Annotated in this window: 13 protein-coding genes; 7 read left to right on the top strand and 6 right to left on the bottom strand. The window is 72.7% G+C overall.

The genetic code is table 11. The features are described from left to right. The first annotated feature begins 76 nt into the window (after positions 1-76). Positions 77-292, top strand: coding sequence for a hypothetical protein (locus EBH09_RS15045; RefSeq protein ID WP_121747520.1), 216 nt, complete (start codon positions 77-79; stop codon positions 290-292). Positions 293-403: 111 nt separating this feature from the next. Here the strand turns inward: EBH09_RS15045 and EBH09_RS15040 are convergent, their stop codons facing one another. Further along, positions 404-3,913: a S41 family peptidase gene (locus tag EBH09_RS15040; RefSeq protein ID WP_121747519.1), complete on the bottom strand. Its 3,510-nt coding sequence runs from the start codon at positions 3,911-3,913 to the stop codon at positions 404-406. Between the two features lie 179 nt (positions 3,914-4,092). Between EBH09_RS15040 and EBH09_RS15035 the strand changes: the two genes are divergently transcribed. From EBH09_RS15035 to EBH09_RS15015, 5 genes are all read left to right on the top strand, one after another. Continuing rightward, positions 4,093-4,695, top strand: coding sequence for a TetR/AcrR family transcriptional regulator (locus EBH09_RS15035; protein ID WP_121747518.1), 603 nt, complete (start codon positions 4,093-4,095; stop codon positions 4,693-4,695). 98 nt (positions 4,696-4,793) lie between these two features. Continuing rightward, positions 4,794-7,025 (top strand): MMPL family transporter, encoded by a 2,232-nt coding sequence (locus EBH09_RS15030; protein WP_121747517.1) that lies wholly within the window; start codon positions 4,794-4,796, stop codon positions 7,023-7,025. A 137-nt stretch (positions 7,026-7,162) separates the two neighbouring features. Further along, positions 7,163-7,675, top strand: a complete 513-nt coding sequence (locus tag EBH09_RS15025) for a YbaK/EbsC family protein (RefSeq protein WP_121747516.1) — start codon at positions 7,163-7,165, stop codon at positions 7,673-7,675. Further along, positions 7,672-8,517 carry a DMT family transporter gene (locus EBH09_RS15020; RefSeq protein WP_121747515.1) on the top strand — a complete coding sequence of 282 codons (846 nt, stop codon included), beginning with the start codon at positions 7,672-7,674 and terminating at the stop codon, positions 8,515-8,517. Before EBH09_RS15025 ends, EBH09_RS15020 begins: the two co-directional genes overlap by 4 nt. Positions 8,518-8,573: 56 nt before the next feature. Further along, complete coding sequence (locus EBH09_RS15015; protein ID WP_121747813.1) at positions 8,574-8,849, top strand: DUF1876 domain-containing protein; 276 nt, start codon at positions 8,574-8,576, stop codon at positions 8,847-8,849. Here EBH09_RS15015 and EBH09_RS15010 read toward each other — a convergent pair. The 4 genes from EBH09_RS15010 to EBH09_RS14995 all read right to left on the bottom strand — a co-directional run bounded on the left by EBH09_RS15010 (position 8,829) and on the right by EBH09_RS14995 (position 12,693). After that, positions 8,829-10,046, bottom strand: a complete 1,218-nt coding sequence (locus EBH09_RS15010; RefSeq protein ID WP_121747812.1) for a serine hydrolase domain-containing protein — start codon at positions 10,044-10,046, stop codon at positions 8,829-8,831. The genes EBH09_RS15015 and EBH09_RS15010 overlap by 21 nt on opposite strands. Before the next feature lie 82 nt (positions 10,047-10,128). Beyond that, complete coding sequence (locus EBH09_RS15005; RefSeq protein ID WP_238697316.1) at positions 10,129-10,887, bottom strand: ABC transporter ATP-binding protein; 759 nt, start codon at positions 10,885-10,887, stop codon at positions 10,129-10,131. After that, the gene (cbiQ, locus tag EBH09_RS15000; protein ID WP_121747513.1) at positions 10,875-11,636 is read right to left on the bottom strand and encodes a cobalt ECF transporter T component CbiQ; all 762 of its coding nucleotides are present in this window, start codon (positions 11,634-11,636) and stop codon (positions 10,875-10,877) included. Before cbiQ ends, EBH09_RS15005 begins: the two co-directional genes overlap by 13 nt. 1 nt (position 11,637) lies before the next feature. Next, positions 11,638-12,693 carry an energy-coupling factor ABC transporter permease gene (locus tag EBH09_RS14995; RefSeq protein ID WP_121747512.1) on the bottom strand — a complete coding sequence of 352 codons (1,056 nt, stop codon included), beginning with the start codon at positions 12,691-12,693 and terminating at the stop codon, positions 11,638-11,640. A gap of 164 nt (positions 12,694-12,857) precedes the next feature. Between EBH09_RS14995 and EBH09_RS14990 the strand changes: the two genes are divergently transcribed. Beyond that, complete coding sequence (locus EBH09_RS14990) at positions 12,858-13,241, top strand: SsgA family sporulation/cell division regulator (RefSeq protein WP_121747511.1); 384 nt, start codon at positions 12,858-12,860, stop codon at positions 13,239-13,241. Positions 13,242-13,271: 30 nt separating this feature from the next. Here EBH09_RS14990 and EBH09_RS14985 read toward each other — a convergent pair whose 3' ends face one another. Beyond that, complete coding sequence (locus EBH09_RS14985) at positions 13,272-14,942, bottom strand: penicillin-binding transpeptidase domain-containing protein (protein WP_121747510.1); 1,671 nt, start codon at positions 14,940-14,942, stop codon at positions 13,272-13,274. Between the last annotated feature and the right edge of the window lie 117 nt (positions 14,943-15,059).

Below are 15,059 nucleotides of genomic sequence, written 5' to 3'. Positions count from 1 at the left end.
CACGGTCACGGCCCATGTGAATCTGATCGAGCCAGGCCGATCCGGCCGGGCCCGAACATCACAGGAGTGAACCCACATGGGTATGAAGGATCAGTTCCAGGACAAGGCCGAGCGCATGCAGCAGCAGGGCAAGCAGCGGGCCGACCAGGCCAGGGAGCAGTTCCAGAACCGCGACCGCCGTCGTGACGAGGACGAGATGGACCCGTCGCGCCGCCGGGACGCGGAGGAGCGTGAGCCCGCCACGCGCCGCCGCGACGCGGACGAGCGGTTCGAGGAGAGCTACGACGCCTGACGCGCCGCCGCTGAGTCGAAGGGGCGCCCACCGCACACGCGGGGGCGCCCTTTCGCCTGCTCCGGGCTCGCTACCGGCTCGCTGCCGGGTCACTCCCGGGTCCCTCCCGCGTCATGCCCGGGGCGGCAGCGGCGGCCGTGTCCGGTCGGGGACGTCGTCGTAACCGGGCGGCGTGGCGGGCGGGTTGGTCTCCAGCAGCTCCAGTGCCAGCCGGACCGCCTCGTCCAGCACCGGGTAGCGGCCCTCGGCCCAGTCCAGTGGCGTGCGCAGCGCCTCGACGTCGGGGGCGACGCCGTAGTTCTCCACGGACCAGCCGTACGCGTCGAACCAGGCCGCGTTCATCGGCACCGTGATCACCGTGCCGTCGCCGAGGCGGTGCCGGCCGGTCATGCCGACCACCCCGCCCCAGGTGCGCTGCCCGACCACCGGGCCGAGGCGCAGCAGTTTGAAAGCCGCCGTGATCATGTCGCCGTCGGAGGACGTCGCCTCGTCCGCGACCGCCACCACGGGCCCGCGCGGGGCGTTGGAGGTGTACGACACCGGCTGCGCGTCGCGGGTCAGGTCCCAGCCCAGGATGGTGCGGGTCAGTTTCTCGATGACGAGTTCGCTGATGTGCCCGCCCGCGTTGCCGCGCACGTCCACGATCAGGGCGGGCCGGGACACCTCCATGCGCAGGTCGCGGTTGAACTGCGCCCAGCCGGAGCCGCCCATGTCGGGGATGTGCAGGTAGCCGCACCGTCCGCCGCTCAACTCCCTCACTACCTCGCGGCGTTTGGCCACCCAGTCCTGGTAGCGCAGCGGCCGTTCGTCGACGAGCGGTACGACGGCGACCCGGCGGGCCGGTCCCGGGCCGCCCTCGCCCGGCGTGAAGGTCAGCTCCACCGTCGTACCGCCCGCTCCCGCCAGCAGCGGGTACGGGCCCGCCACCGGATCCACCGGACGGCCGTCCACGTGGGTCAGCGCCGCCCCCTCGCGGATGCCGGTGCCGGCCAGCGGGGAGCGGGCCTTGGAGTCGGAGGAGTCGCCGGGCAGGATGCGCTTGACCACCCAGTGGCCGTCCCGGCACACGAAGTTGGCGCCGAGCAGGCCCTGCCAGCGCTGGTAGTGGGCCGGACCCTCGTTGCGCCGGGCGGCGGCGACGTACGCGTGCGAGGTGCCGAGTTCGCCGAGCACCTCGCGGAGCAGGTCGGCGAACTCGTCGGGGGAGGCGACCCGTTCGAGCAGCGGCCGGTACTGGTCCAGCACCGCGTCCCAGTCGATGCCGCACATGCCGGGGTCCCAGAAGTAGGCGCGGATCAGACGGCCCGCCTCGTCGTACGCCTGGCGCCACTCGGCGGCCGGGTCGACCTCGTGCAGGATGCGGCGCAGGTCGATCCAGGTGGTCGAGTCGCCGTCGCCCATCTCGGTCGCCGGTACGGCGCGCAGGTCGCCCTCGTCGAGTACGACCAGGCGGGTGCCGTCGCCGCTGACCCGGAACCAGTCGAGGTGGTCGACCAGTTCGGACTTCTTCGCCTTGGCGAGGTTGAAGTGCTCCAGGGTGGGCCGCTCGCTCGGATCCGCCGGGTTGGCGAAGGTCTCGCCGAGCGCGCCGGAGATGGGCCAGCGCAGCCAGACCAGGCCGCCGCCCGCGACCGGGTGCAGCGCCGAGTACTTGGACGCGGTGACCGGGAACGGGGTCACCCGGTTCTCCAGCCCCTCCACCTCGACGGTCACCGCGCCCCCCTCGCCGGGCTCGTCCTCCAGCGGGTCCAGGCCCCCGGCGGCGGGACGGCCCTCCGGGTTCAGCGCGAAGGGGGAGGGGGTCGCGGAGGACAGCGGCACCAGGTAGGGGCGGCAGCCCAGCGGGAAGGACAGGTCGCCGGTGTGCACGTCGTACACCGGGTCGAAGCCGCGCCAGGACAGGAAGGCGAGATAGCGGCCGTCCCGTGTGAACACCGGGTTCTCGTCCTCGAAGCGGCCGTCGGTGACATCGACGACGAGCGGGCCCTCCTGCCTGTTCTGCCCGTTCTGCCCGTTGATCCGGGCCATCTTGATCTGGCGCAGCGACCGTCCGATGCCCGGGTGCGACCAGGTGAGCCAGGTCCCGTCCGGGGAGAAGGCGAGGTCGCTCACGGGGCCGTTGACGGACCGGATCAGCTCGGTGACGCGGCCCGCGGCGGCACCGGTGTGGCCGGAGGCCCCCGCCGTGCCACTGTCCCCGGCAACCTCCGTCGCGCCGTCCGGGCCCGGGTCCGCGCCGCCGTTGCCATCGGTGCCGGCGCCGGTGCCGGTGCCGGTGCCGGTGGCCACCGTGTCCCCTGCCTCCGCCGGGCTCCCCGTATCCCCTGCCTCCGCCGCCGGGCCCTCCGTGGCCACCGCGTCCAGCGCCCGGGCGACCTCCGCGTCCTCCTCCGAGACGTCGAGCAGCAGGAGCCGGCCGTCGTGCGAGGCGATGGCGAGTCGCTCGCCCGCCGGGTCCGAGACCAGTTCCAGGACCCGGCCCAGCTTCCCCGAGGCGAGCCGCCTGGGCGCGCGGCCCCCGGTCGCGCGCGGCAGGTGGGCGATCTCGACGGCGTCCTCGCCCTCCGCGTCCGTCACGTACGCGATCCGCCCGCTCGCCCCGAGCATCTCCGGCAGCCGCACCCGTACCCCCGGGGTGTCGGCGAGGGTGCGGGCCGGGCCGTCGCGGTGGGTGAGCCAGTACAGGCTGCCGCGTACGACGACGGCGCTCGCGCGGCCCGTCTCGTCGACGGAGACGCCGCCCACGTGCTGCGCAGCGGGTACCTGGTACGTACGCCGTCCCGCGCGCGGCCCGCTCAGCCGGACGTCGAGCCGGCGCGGCACCGAGCCGGGCGTCAGGTCGTCGACGATCCACAGGTCGCCCGCGCACTGGTACACCACGCGGTCGCCGTCGCTCGCGGCGTGCCGGGCGTAACAGGCGTCGTGGTCGGTGTGGCGGCGCAGGTCGGAGCCGTCCTGGGCGCAGGAGTAGAGGTTGCCGACGCCCTCGTGGTCGGAGAGGAAGGCGATCCGGCCGCCGACGAACATGGGGGAGTGCAGGTGCCCCTGGAGGTCGGGCAGGAGCCGTTGCCCGTGCAGCCAGAGTCTGCCCGTGGCGCCGCCCCGGTAGCGTTTCCAGGCGGCGGGTTCGTGCGGCGGGGTGCCGGTGAGGAGCAGGGTCCTGCGCTCCCCGTCGAGGTCGGCGGCCTGGATGTCGGTGACCGGTCCCCAGGGCAGTTTGCGGCCGGGGTCGCCGTCGGGGGTGACCTTGTAGGCCCAGGTCAGATGGGAGAAGGGCTCGCCGTGCGAGGCGACGGCGAGGATGGCGGCGTGGCCGTCGGGCTCGGGCGGGGACCAGCCGCAGACCCGGGTGTCGAGGCCGCCCCAGTGGGTGAGCCGGCGTCCGGGCCCGCCGTCCACCGGCACGAGGTGGACCTCCGGCGACAGACTGCGCCAGCTGGTGTAGGCGATGTGGCGGCCGTCGGGCGAGAAGCGCGGGTGGCCGGCCTTGGTGCGGTCGACGGTGAGCCGCCAGGCACGGCCCGGACCGTCGAGGTTCGCGAGCCAGAGGTCGTCCTCGGCCACGAAGCACAGCTGGTCGCCACTGAGGTGCGGAAGGCGCAGATAGCTCACCCACCCCATGCTTTGCCGGGGGCCGGACCCCGGCAACTCGGCCCGCGCTCCCGTCGGCGCTCATGAGTGACCGACGACCGTGACCCAGAACACGAACGAAACCGTTTCGTTTCGCTAGAGGGTGGGGTACCTTGGTCGTGTACGAAACGGTGTCGTTCAGACGGAGTGGACGGAGAGGGGTGAGCGGGATGACCGAGGCAGCAGCCACCGCGCGCCGCAGTCGGATCACTCCCGAACGCGAGGCCGAGCTGTACGAGGCAGTGCTCGACCTGCTCCGGGAAGTCGGCTACGACGCCCTCACCATGGACGCCGTGGCGGCGCGCACCCGGTCCAGCAAGGCGACGCTCTACCGCCAGTGGGGCGGCAAGCCCGAGCTGGTCGTCAAGGCCATGCGGCACAACAAGCCCGGTGAGATCGGCGATGTCGACACCGGCTCGCTGCGCGGCGACCTGCACGCCCTGATGGCCCGCGAGGACGACTGCACCATGGCCCAGAACTCCGCGCTGATGCGCGGCGTGGCCATGGCGCTCCACCAGAACCCGGACCTGCGCCAAGCTTTCCGGGACCAACTCGTCGAACCGGAGATGGCGGAGTTCCGGCATCTGCTGCAACGCGCCGTCGACCGGGGCGAGATCAGAGCGGACTGCCCGGCACTGGACTTCCTCGTGCCCATGCTGGTCGGTGCCTTCGCCACCCGCACGCTGCTCGAGGACCAGCCGCCGACCCGGGCTTTCCTCACCTCCTACATCGACGCCGTGATCCTCCCCGCCCTCGGCGTCCCCACCACCTGAGCAACCCCGCCTGAGCCCCACCTGACGTAACCGCTCACGTCGTCGGGCCGATCCCCCCTGCCCTGAAGTTCCCACGACCTGACCGGGAGTACGCCCCAGTGGCCACGTTCCTCTACAAACTCGGCCGGCTCGCCTTCCGCCGGCGGCACTTCGTCGCCCTGATATGGGTGGCGCTGCTGACCCTCGCGGGCGTCGGCGCGGCCAGTGCCCCGCCCGCCGGCACCACCTCCTTCTCCATCCCCGGCACCGAGGCCCAGAAGGCCTTCGACCTGCTCGAAGAGCGCTTCCCCGGCACCAGCGCCGACGGGGCGACCGCACGCGTCGTCTTCAAGGCACCGCCCGGCGAGACGATGACGGACGCCGACAACAAGGCGACCGTCGAGAAGACGGTCGCCGACCTCGCCGACGGCTCCGAGGTCGCCTCGGTCGCCGACCCGTACACGGGCAACGCCGTCAGCAAGGACGGCACGATCGCCTACGCGTCGGTGCGGTACGACGTCTCCGGCATGGAACTGGAGGACACCACCAAGGACGCCCTGGAGGACGCCGCCCAGCAGGCGCGCGACGCCGGGCTGACCGTGGAGGTCGGCGGTGACGCGCTGCAGGCCGTCCCGCACACCGGCGCCACGGAGATCATCGGCATCGCGGTCGCCGCCGTCGTCCTCGTCATCACCTTCGGCTCGCTGGTCGCGGCCGGACTGCCCCTGCTCACGGCCCTGATCGGCGTCGGCATCGGCGTCTCGTCGATCACGGCCCTGGCCGGCGCACTGGAACTGGGCTCCACCACCTCGATCCTGGCGATGATGATCGGCCTCGCGGTCGGCATCGACTACGCCCTGTTCATCGTCTCCCGCTACCGCGCCGAACTCGCCGAGGGACGTGAGCGCGAGGAGGCCGCGGGCCGGGCGGTCGGCACCGCCGGCTCGGCCGTCGTCTTCGCCGGCCTCACGGTCGTCATCGCCCTGGTCGGCCTCGCGGTCGTCAACATCCCGATGCTGACCAAGATGGGCATCGCGGCGGCCGGCACCGTCGCCATCGCGGTCCTGATCGCCCTCACGATGGTCCCCGCGCTGCTCGGCTACGCCGGCCGCAGGGTCAAGCCGACCGGCGCGAAGAGCAGGCTCCTGGGCGGCGGCAGGAAGAACGACGCGGAGGCCGGCGGCAAGCCCGCCAAGGCCAACCTCGGCACCCGCTGGGCGAGCTTCGTCGTCCGCCGCCCGCTGGCCGTCCTGCTCCTGGGCGTCATCGGCCTCGGAGCCGCCGCGATCCCCGCGGCCTCCCTGGAACTGGGCCTGCCCGACGACGGCTCCCAGCCGACGTCCACGACCCAGCGCCGGGCGTACGACCTCCTGTCGGAGGGCTTCGGGCCGGGCTTCAACGGCCCGCTGATGGTCGTCGTCGACGCGAAGGGCAGCGACGCCCCGAAGCAGGTCTTCACCGACGTCTCCAACGAGATCAAGGGCCTCGAGGACGTCGTGGCGGTCACCCCGCCCGCGCCCAACAAGGGCGGCGACACCGCGACCATCACCGTGATCCCGGACTCCAAGCCGTCCTCCGTCCAGACCGAGGACCTGGTGCACGCCATCCGCGACGCGGGCGGCGACATCAAGGCCGACACCGGTGCGGAGACCCTGGTCACCGGCTCGACGGCGATGAACATCGACGTCAGCGAGAAGCTGAACGACGCGCTGCTGCCGTACCTGGTCCTGGTCGTCGGCCTGGCCTTCCTCCTCCTGATCGTGGTCTTCCGCTCGATCCTGGTCCCGCTGAAGGCGGCCCTCGGCTTCCTGCTCTCCGTCATGGCGGCGCTGGGCGCGGTCGTCGCGGTCTTCCAGTGGGGCTGGCTGTCCGGCCTGATGGGGGTGGAGGAGACCGGTCCGGTCATGTCGATGATGCCGATCTTCATGGTCGGCGTGGTCTTCGGCCTGGCGATGGACTACGAGGTCTTCCTGGTCACCCGCATGCGGGAGGCCTACGTCCACGGCGAGAAGCCCAACCAGGCGGTCGTCACCGGCTTCAGGCACGGAGCGCGGGTCGTCACGGCCGCGGCGGTCATCATGATGGCGGTCTTCGCGGGCTTCATCGGCTCCAGCGAGTCGATGGTCAAGATGATCGGCTTCGGCCTGGCGATCGCCGTCTTCTTCGACGCGTTCGTCGTCCGCATGGCCATCGTCCCGGCGGTCCTCGCGCTGCTCGGCAAGAAGGCCTGGTGGCTGCCGAAGTGGCTGGACCGCGCGCTGCCCAACGTGGACGTCGAGGGCGAGGGCCTGCGCACGGCCGAAGAGCGGGGCTCGGGCCCCGCCGAGGACCGGGAGCCGGCACGCACCTGACGCGCCATCTCTGACAGGACGACAGACCAGCCGGTGAGGGCTCCGTGGGGACGGGGCTGCCCTCACCGGCTTCCTGTCGCGCGAGGACGCCGCAACCCGGTCGCCTGCCGGCTACACGTACCGCTACGGTGCCGTCCATGACGACGACCGACGACGCCTCCGCGACCCCCGCCGCCCACCCCCGATTCGCCGCGGCCCTGCGCGAACTCGGCCTCGGTGACCTGGCCGGACGGGCCCGGCGCTTCCCCGAGGCCACCCGCACCGCCGCCGAGGCCGCCGCCGCGATCGGGTGCGGGCTGAGCCAGATCTGCAAGTCGCTCATCTTCGCCGCCGACGGCGTGCCCGTGCTGGTCCTCATGGACGGCGCCTCACGCGTCGACCTGGACCGGGTCCGGGAGGAGCTCGGCGCCGGAAAGGTCACGCGGGCCAAGGCCGACGTCGTACGGGAGACCACCGGGTACGCCATCGGCGGCGTGCCGCCCTTCGGGCACCGGAGCAGGACCCGGGTACTCGCCGACCGCTCCCTGCTCGCGCACGAGGTCGTCTGGGCCGCCGCCGGCACCCCGTACGCCGTCTTCCCGATGGAACCCAAGGAACTCGTCGCCACCGCCGGCGCCACCCTCGTGGACGTGCGCGAGCGCTCCGAGTGACCCCCCTGGTCACCGGCGCCGTCCTGCTCGCCGCGGTCACGCACGCGAGCTGGAACGCCATCGCCCACCGGATCACGGACAAGCTGACCGGCTTCGCGCTGATCTCGGGCGGCGGGATGCTCATCGGGCTCGCGCTGCTGCCGTTCACGGCGTTCCCGGCGGCCGGCGCGTGGCCCTACCTCCTCGTCTCCGCCGCGATCCACATCGCGTACTACGCCCTGCTGATGCGGTCGTTCCGGCTGGGCGACTTCGGCCAGGCCTACCCGATCGCCCGCGGCAGCGCACCGCTGCTGGTCACCGTCCTCGCCGCCGTCTTCGCGCACGAGGTGCCGGACGGCTGGGCGACCGGCGGCATCCTGGTCTCCTGCGCGGGGCTGACCGGCGTCGCCCTGTGGGGGCTGCGCGGACGCCGGCCCGACTGGGCGGCGATCGGCGCGGCCCTGGCGACCGGGGCGACCATCGCGGTGTACACGGTCGTCGACGGGCTGGGCGTGCGCGCCTCCGGGTCCTCCCTCGGTTACATCGCCTGGCTGATGGCGGTGCAGGGGACGGTCCTCCCGGCCTACTTCCTGTACCGCCACCGCACCGGAGCCTGGGCGTTGCTGCGGCCGCACGCCGGTCTGGGGCTGCTCGGCGCGGTGCTGTCCGTCGCCGCGTACGCGCTGGTCCTGTGGGCGCAGACCCGCGCGGAACTCGCGCCGATCGCCGCCCTGCGCGAGTCCTCGATCCTGGTCGGCGCGGCGATCGGCGCCCTCTTCTTCAAGGAGCGGTTCGGCGCGCCCCGGATCGCGGCGGCGGGCCTCCTCGTCGTCGGGATCGGACTGATGCTGCACACGGGATAGTGCGCACGGCGGCTGCGAGGAGCACCCTGGAAGCAGGTGTTCCGGAGGTGATCGTCATGATGCACACCGCAGTGGGATGGCATGTCGAGCTGGAGTTCATGGAGGACGACCAGCACACGCGGGCGGTCGCGATGGTGCGGCTCCCCGACGGCAGCGAGGTCCGCGGCCATGGCCACGCCAGCCGCCACCGCGTCGACTCCCATCAGCCGAGGGTCGGCGAGGAGGTCGCGGGGGCGCGCGCTCTGAACGAGCTGGCGATGCAACTGCTCACCAAGGCGCACGACGAGATCGACGCGGCGTCGGGGAGGACCTCACACCCCATCCACGTCTGAACCGGTCCGCCGGAGCGACGCCCGCACCGCACGCACCAGTGCCTGCGCCCGCGGGTCCGCCGTCACGGTCCTGCGGAAGCCGTTGGTGACATACCCGAAGGCGATGCCCGCCTCCGGGTCGGCGAAGCCGAGCGCGCCGCCGCGGCCCGGGTGGCCGAAGGACCCGGGGGACAGGAACGGGGACGCGCCGCCGTGCAGCATGTAGCCGAGGCCGAAGCGGGTGCCCACGACGAGGACCCGGTCCGGCCCGGCCGACTCCTCGGCGCGGGCCCGCTCCAGCGTCGCCGGGTCGAAGAGCCGGGCGTGCGGCGTCACGCCGTCGACCTCGCCGATCAGCGCGGCGTAGAAGCGGGCCAGTCCGTCGGCCGTCGCGATGCCGTTGGTCGCGGGGAGGGCCGCCGCCCGGTAGGCCGGGTCGTTCTGGTCGGGGAACGGCGTGATCGCGGCGAAGGCGCGGCGGGTGAGGGAGCCCGGGTCCCGGTAGGCCTCGGTGACCGCGCGCTTGGGGCGCAGCCGCGGGCCGCTGCCCGACGGTTCGGGCTCCTCGACGCGCCCGGACCGCCCGGCCCGGCCCGCCGCCTCCTCCGCGGCGGGCAGCCCCAGCCACAGATCCAGGCCCAGCGGCCCCGCGATCTCGTCCGCGATCCACTCGCCGGTGCTCCGCCCGCCCGTCGCCCTGCGGACCAGTTCGTCGAGCAGCCAGCCGTACGTCAGCGCGTGGTAGCCGTGGTCGGTGCCGGGTTCCCAGACGGGAGCCTGGTCGGCGACGGCCTGCGGCCCGCGCAGCGGGTCGAGAGCCTCCTCCGGGGTGAGCGGACGGTCGAGGACCGGCAGCCCGGCCTGGTGGCTGAGCACGTGCCGGACCAGCACCCGCTCCTTCGCGTGCGCCTTGAACTGCGGCCAGTACTCGCCCACCGGCGCGTCCAGGTCCAGCTCCCCGCGCTGGTGCAGCAGCAGCGGTACGGCCGCGGCGACGCCCTTCGTGGCCGAGCGCACGACCTGGGCGGTGCCCCTGCGCCACGGTCGGGTGCCGGCTGTGTCATCGACGTCCCTGGTGCCGCCCCACAGGTCGACGACCTTGCGCCCGTCCCGGTAGACGGCGACCGCCGCGCCCCGGTCCCCGAGCGCCGTGAAGTTCCGTGCGAACGCGTCCCTGACCGGCTCGAAGCCCTCGGCCACTGTGCCGTGCACGTCCATGTCCGCGTCCGCGTCCACGTTCCGGGTTCCTTCCGATCGCCTGCGACAGTGGGTGCAACCGTCGCCGGCCCCCTGCGATTCCTCACCCGCTCGCCGACACCGACCGCGGGTCGAAGCCGAAGGGCAGTTCCAGGCGGTGGGCGCGCATCAGCTCGTCGTCGGAGAGCAGGCCGGCGGTCGGGCCGTCCGCCGCGATCACGCCGTCGCTGAGGATCAGGGCGCGCGGGCACAGCTCCAGGGCATAGGGCAGGTCGTGGGTGACCATCAGGACCGTGACGTCCAAGGAGCGCAGGATGTCGGCGAGTTCGCGGCGGGAGGCCGGGTCCAGGTTGGACGAGGGCTCGTCCAGGACGAGGATCTCCGGCTCCATGGCGAGCACGGTCGCCACCGCCACCCGGCGTCGCTGGCCGAAGGAGAGGTGGTGCGGGGGCCGGTCCTTGAACTCCGCCATGCCGACCAGGGCGAGCGCCCGGTCCACGCAACCTTCCAGCTCCGTCCCCTTCATCCCGGCCGCCGCCGGTCCGAACGCCACGTCCTCGCGCACGGTCGGCATGAAGAGCTGGTCGTCGGGATCCTGGAAGACGATGCCGACCCGGCGCCGGACCTCCGCCATGTTCCGCCTGTCCACGGGCAGCCCGGCGACCGTGACCTTGCCGGTGCCACCGGTCAGGATGCCGTTGAGGTGGAGCACGAGCGTCGTCTTGCCCGCGCCGTTCGGGCCCAGCAGCGCGACCCGCTCGCCGCGGGCGACGGAGAAGTCCACACCGAAGAGGGCCTGGTGCCCGTCGGGGTAGGCGTAGGCGAGACCGGAGACGTCCAGAGAAGCTGTCACAGCACCCACCCCAGCAGACAAATGACGAGCGCGGCACACGGGAGGGCCAGCGCGTACGACCACTGCGCCCGGGAGGCGGTCACCTCGTCGATCACCGGCATCGAACCGGCGTACCCGCGGCTGACCATGGCCAGGTGGACGCGCTCGCCGCGCTCGTAGGAGCGGATGAACAGCGCCCCGGCCGACTTGGCGAGCACGCCCCAGTGCCGGACGCCCCGCGCCTCGAAGCCGCGCGACTCCCGGGCGATCCGCATCCGGCGCATCTCGTCCGCGATGACGTCCCCGTACCGGATCATGAAGGACGCGATCTGCACGAGCAGCGGCGGCAGTTTCAGGCGCTGGAGGCCGAGCAGCAGTTCACGCAGCTCGGTGGTGGAGGCGAGGAGCACGGAGGCGGCGACGCCCAGGGTGCCCTTGGCCAGTACGTTCCACGCGCCCCACAGACCGTTCACGCTCAGCGACATGCCGAGCACCTCGACCCGCTCGCCCTGGGCCACGAACGGCATCAGCACCGCGAAGGCGACGAACGGCACCTCGATCAGCAGCCGCCCCAGCAGGAAGCCGGCCGGGATCCGGGCGGCGCAGGCCACCGTCGCGAGCAGCAGGGCGTAGAGGCCGAAGGCCCACATCGCCTCGCGGGGCGTCGACACCACGACGATCACGAAGGCGAAGGTCGCGGCGAGCTTGGTGTGCGGCGGGAGACCGTGCACGGGGGAGTCCCCGTGCCGGTAGAGCCGGTGAGTGTGGCCGGCGCCCATGTCAGACGGTCGCGTCCGTGCTGGTGGGGGAGGTGTCCTCGGTGCGCCGCCTGCGCACCGACCAGAACACCGCGCTGCCCGCGACGACCGTGACGCCGACGCCGATCACACCCGCGAGGCCGCCGGAGACGCGGGCGTCGGTGATGTCCTCGACGCCGTAGTCGGCGAGCGGGGAGCCGGCGTTCGCGTGTTCCTCGGTCTTCTCGTCGATGCCCTTGTCGGCGGCGACCTTCTCCAGGCCGTCGGGGTCGGCGGAGGCGTAGAAGCTGACGAAGCCGGCGAGGACCAGCGAGGTGACCAGGCCCGTGATCCACAACTTGCGGTGGGAGCGGGCGGCGGCGGGCGCGGCGGCCGGCTCCGCGTCGGGGACGTCGACGAGTTCGCCGTTCACCCGCAGCTTGAGCTTCCGCGTGAGCCCGCGCGCCCCGTACACGAGGTCCGGGCGTACGGCGATGACGGCGCCGACGGTCAGCGCGGTGATCGCGGCCTCGCCGATGCCGATGAGCACGTGCACGCCGACCATCGCGGTGGCGACCTTGCCGATGGCGACGTCGGTGGTGCCGCCGATCCAGTACAGGAACGTGAAGGCGAGGGCGGCGGCCGGGACGGAGACGAGGGCGGCGACGAAGGAGGCGACGGTGACCGAGCGGCGCGTACGCGGCAGGATCATCACCAGGCCCCGGAAGAGGGCGTAGGCGACGACCGTGGTGACGACCGCCATGTCGGTGATGTTCACGCCGAGCGCTGTCAGGCCGCCGTCGGCGAAGAGGATGCCCTGCATGAGCAGGACGACGGAGACGCACAGCACCCCCGTGCAGGGGCCCACGAGGATCGCCGCGAGGGCACCGCCGAGCAGATGTCCGCTGGTGCCGGCGGCGACGGGGAAGTTCAGCATCTGCACCGCGAAGATGAACGCCGCGACCAGCCCCGCGAGGGGTGCCGTCCGCTCGTCCAGCTCGCGGCGCGCGCCGCGCAGGCTGACCGCGATGGCGCCCGCGGCGACGACTCCGGTCACGGCCGAGGTCGGGGCGTTGATGAATCCGTCAGGTACATGCACGACTCGATGATAGGGACCAGTTGCAATCCCTTTGCAAGAGCGAGGTAAAGGCTGATCTCACATGTGAGATGCGCCTCGAAGGGCGTGGTCCGGGAAATATGGGACATTGGAGAAGGGTGGACGCAGAGCTTTCGCACAGGTGGCACAGCGCAAGGGGCGATCCGATGTCCGTTGTCGAACAGTACGCACGAGCCCACGTTCTGACGGACGCGGACCTTCCCGACGAGGACGACGGCGGAGCGATACCGGTCGTGCTGCGCTACGACCCCGACCACGACCCGCGGTCGGTGCGCGTCGGACTGCCCGCGCGGGGCCGCGGCCCGGGCACCGGCTTCCGTGAGTGGACCTTCGACCGGGCGCTGCTGGAACAGGGCCTGCGCGCCCCCGCCGGAAGCGGCGAGGTGCGGGTGTGGCCGTGCGGGCGGGTGCAGGCGGTCGTCGAGTTCCACACCCCGCAGGGCTGCTCCGTGGTCCAGTTCGAGACCAAGGCGCTCATCCGGTTCCTGCGCCGGACCTACACGGCGGTGGCCCAGCCGGTGGCCCACTGAGCCACCGGCCGCACGTGCTCGCGCCGGTGCTCAGCCGGCGTTCCTCAGCAGCGCCGCGACGATCGGGCCCGCGGACTCGCTGCCGTGGCCGCCCTGCTGGACCACGCCCGCCGCGGCCAGGTCGCCCTTGTACGCGGTGAACCAGCCGTTGGGCTTCTCCTGGCCGTCGACCTCCGCCGAGCCGGTCTTCGCGCCCGCGTCACCGCCGACCCCGGCCATCGCCTCCGCGGCGGTGCCCGCCGCCGCCGTGTAGGACATCAGCTCGCGCAGCTGCGCCAGCGTCGACGACGACATCGTGCGGGAGGCCGTGGCGAGCTTGCGCCCGTCGACCGACGGGGCGACCAGGTACGGCTGGTGGAAGCTGCCCGACTTCACGGTCGCCGACACGGACGCCATGTTCAGCGGGTTCATCCGCACCCCGCCCTGGCCGATGAGGGAGGCGGCCATCGGGGCCGCGCTCTGCACCGGCACCGAGCCGTCGAAGGTGGGCACGCCGACCGACCAGTTGTTCATCGACAGGCCGAACACCTCCTTCGCCTGCTTGGTCAGGTCGTCGTTGGCCAGCTCGGGGGCCTGGCTGATGAAGGCCGTGTTGCAGGAACGGGCGAAACTCGCCTTGAAGGTGCCGTCCTTGATCTCGAACTTGTCGTCGTTCTGGAACTTCCAGCCGCCGTAGCTGAAGTACTTCGGGCACGGGTGCTTCTTGTCCGTCGACGCCAGGTTCTTCTCGATCAGCATCGAGGCGGTGATGACCTTCATCGTGGAGCCGGGAGCCAGCGAGCCCTGGAAGGCGGTGTTGAAGCCGTGTCCGCCGTTGGCGACCGCGAGGACCTCGCCCGTGGAGGCGCGCAGCAGGACCACCGACGCCCGCGCCTTGCCGGCCACCTGCTTCTCGGCGGCGGCCTGGAGGGCGGGGTCCAGGGTCGTCCTCACGGTGCCGGGCTTGCCCTCGCTCAGCTCCAGCAGCGTCTTGTCGGAGGCCTTCGCCGCCTTCGACTCCTTGCCGCGGACCACGCTCAGCTCGATGCCCGGGGTGCCGCCGGCCTTCTCGCCGTACTTCTCGCGCAGGCCGTCCAGGACGGTGCCGAGCGACGGGTACTTCGCGGCGCTGATCTCCGCGCCGTCCCGGTCCAGCGCCTCGACCGGCGGGGTCCCGGCCTCCCCGGTGACCAGCTTGTCGCCGTCCTTCAGTTCCGGATGGACGACGGCGGCGTGCCAGTCGACGCGCGGCTCGCCGTCGCCGGCCCGGCGGACGACGGTCAGCGCGCCGTCGTACGCCAGTGGCTTCGTCGTCTTCTCGTACGCGACGGTGGCCTTCACGGCGAACGGGACCCTCTCCCCGGCCGGGGCGCCCGCGGTGAGTGCGACGTCCTTGACCCGGGCGTCCTTGGTGTAGCCGGTGAGCAGGACCTTCGCTGCCTCGGCGTCGTCGGTCGCGGCGGCCGCCCCGGCGACGTCGCCCTTCTGCCAGGCGGTCAGGAACCGCTGGGCCGTCGAGGTGACCTCGGCCGCCGTGAGGGGGCCCGACTTCACCTCCTCCCCGGCCGCGGACGCCGTCCGGGCGCCGTCCTCGGTGCCGGCCCCGCCGCCGTACATCGCGTAGGCGCCGAATCCGGCGCCGGCCACGACCACCGCGGCCACGCTGCCGACCACGGCGGGTTTCGTCCTCCGCCGCTCGCCCGCGGCCCTTCTGCTGCCCACTGTGTCCCGTTCCTCCGCGGCGCCCGGATTCCCGGGGTCCCTCGGTGCCCTCGCTGCCTCATGCTTCCAACGACGGCGACCACAGTAGGGGCACCCGTCGCGTCCGGCCCGTCGTAG

Origin of the sequence: Streptomyces sp. E2N166, assembly GCF_003671715.1 — a bacterium.
GTDB classification, from domain to species: domain Bacteria; phylum Actinomycetota; class Actinomycetes; order Streptomycetales; family Streptomycetaceae; genus Streptomyces; species Streptomyces thinghirensis.
Note: the sequence above shows the minus strand (reverse complement) of the source record. Positions and strands in the feature narration are given on the sequence as shown.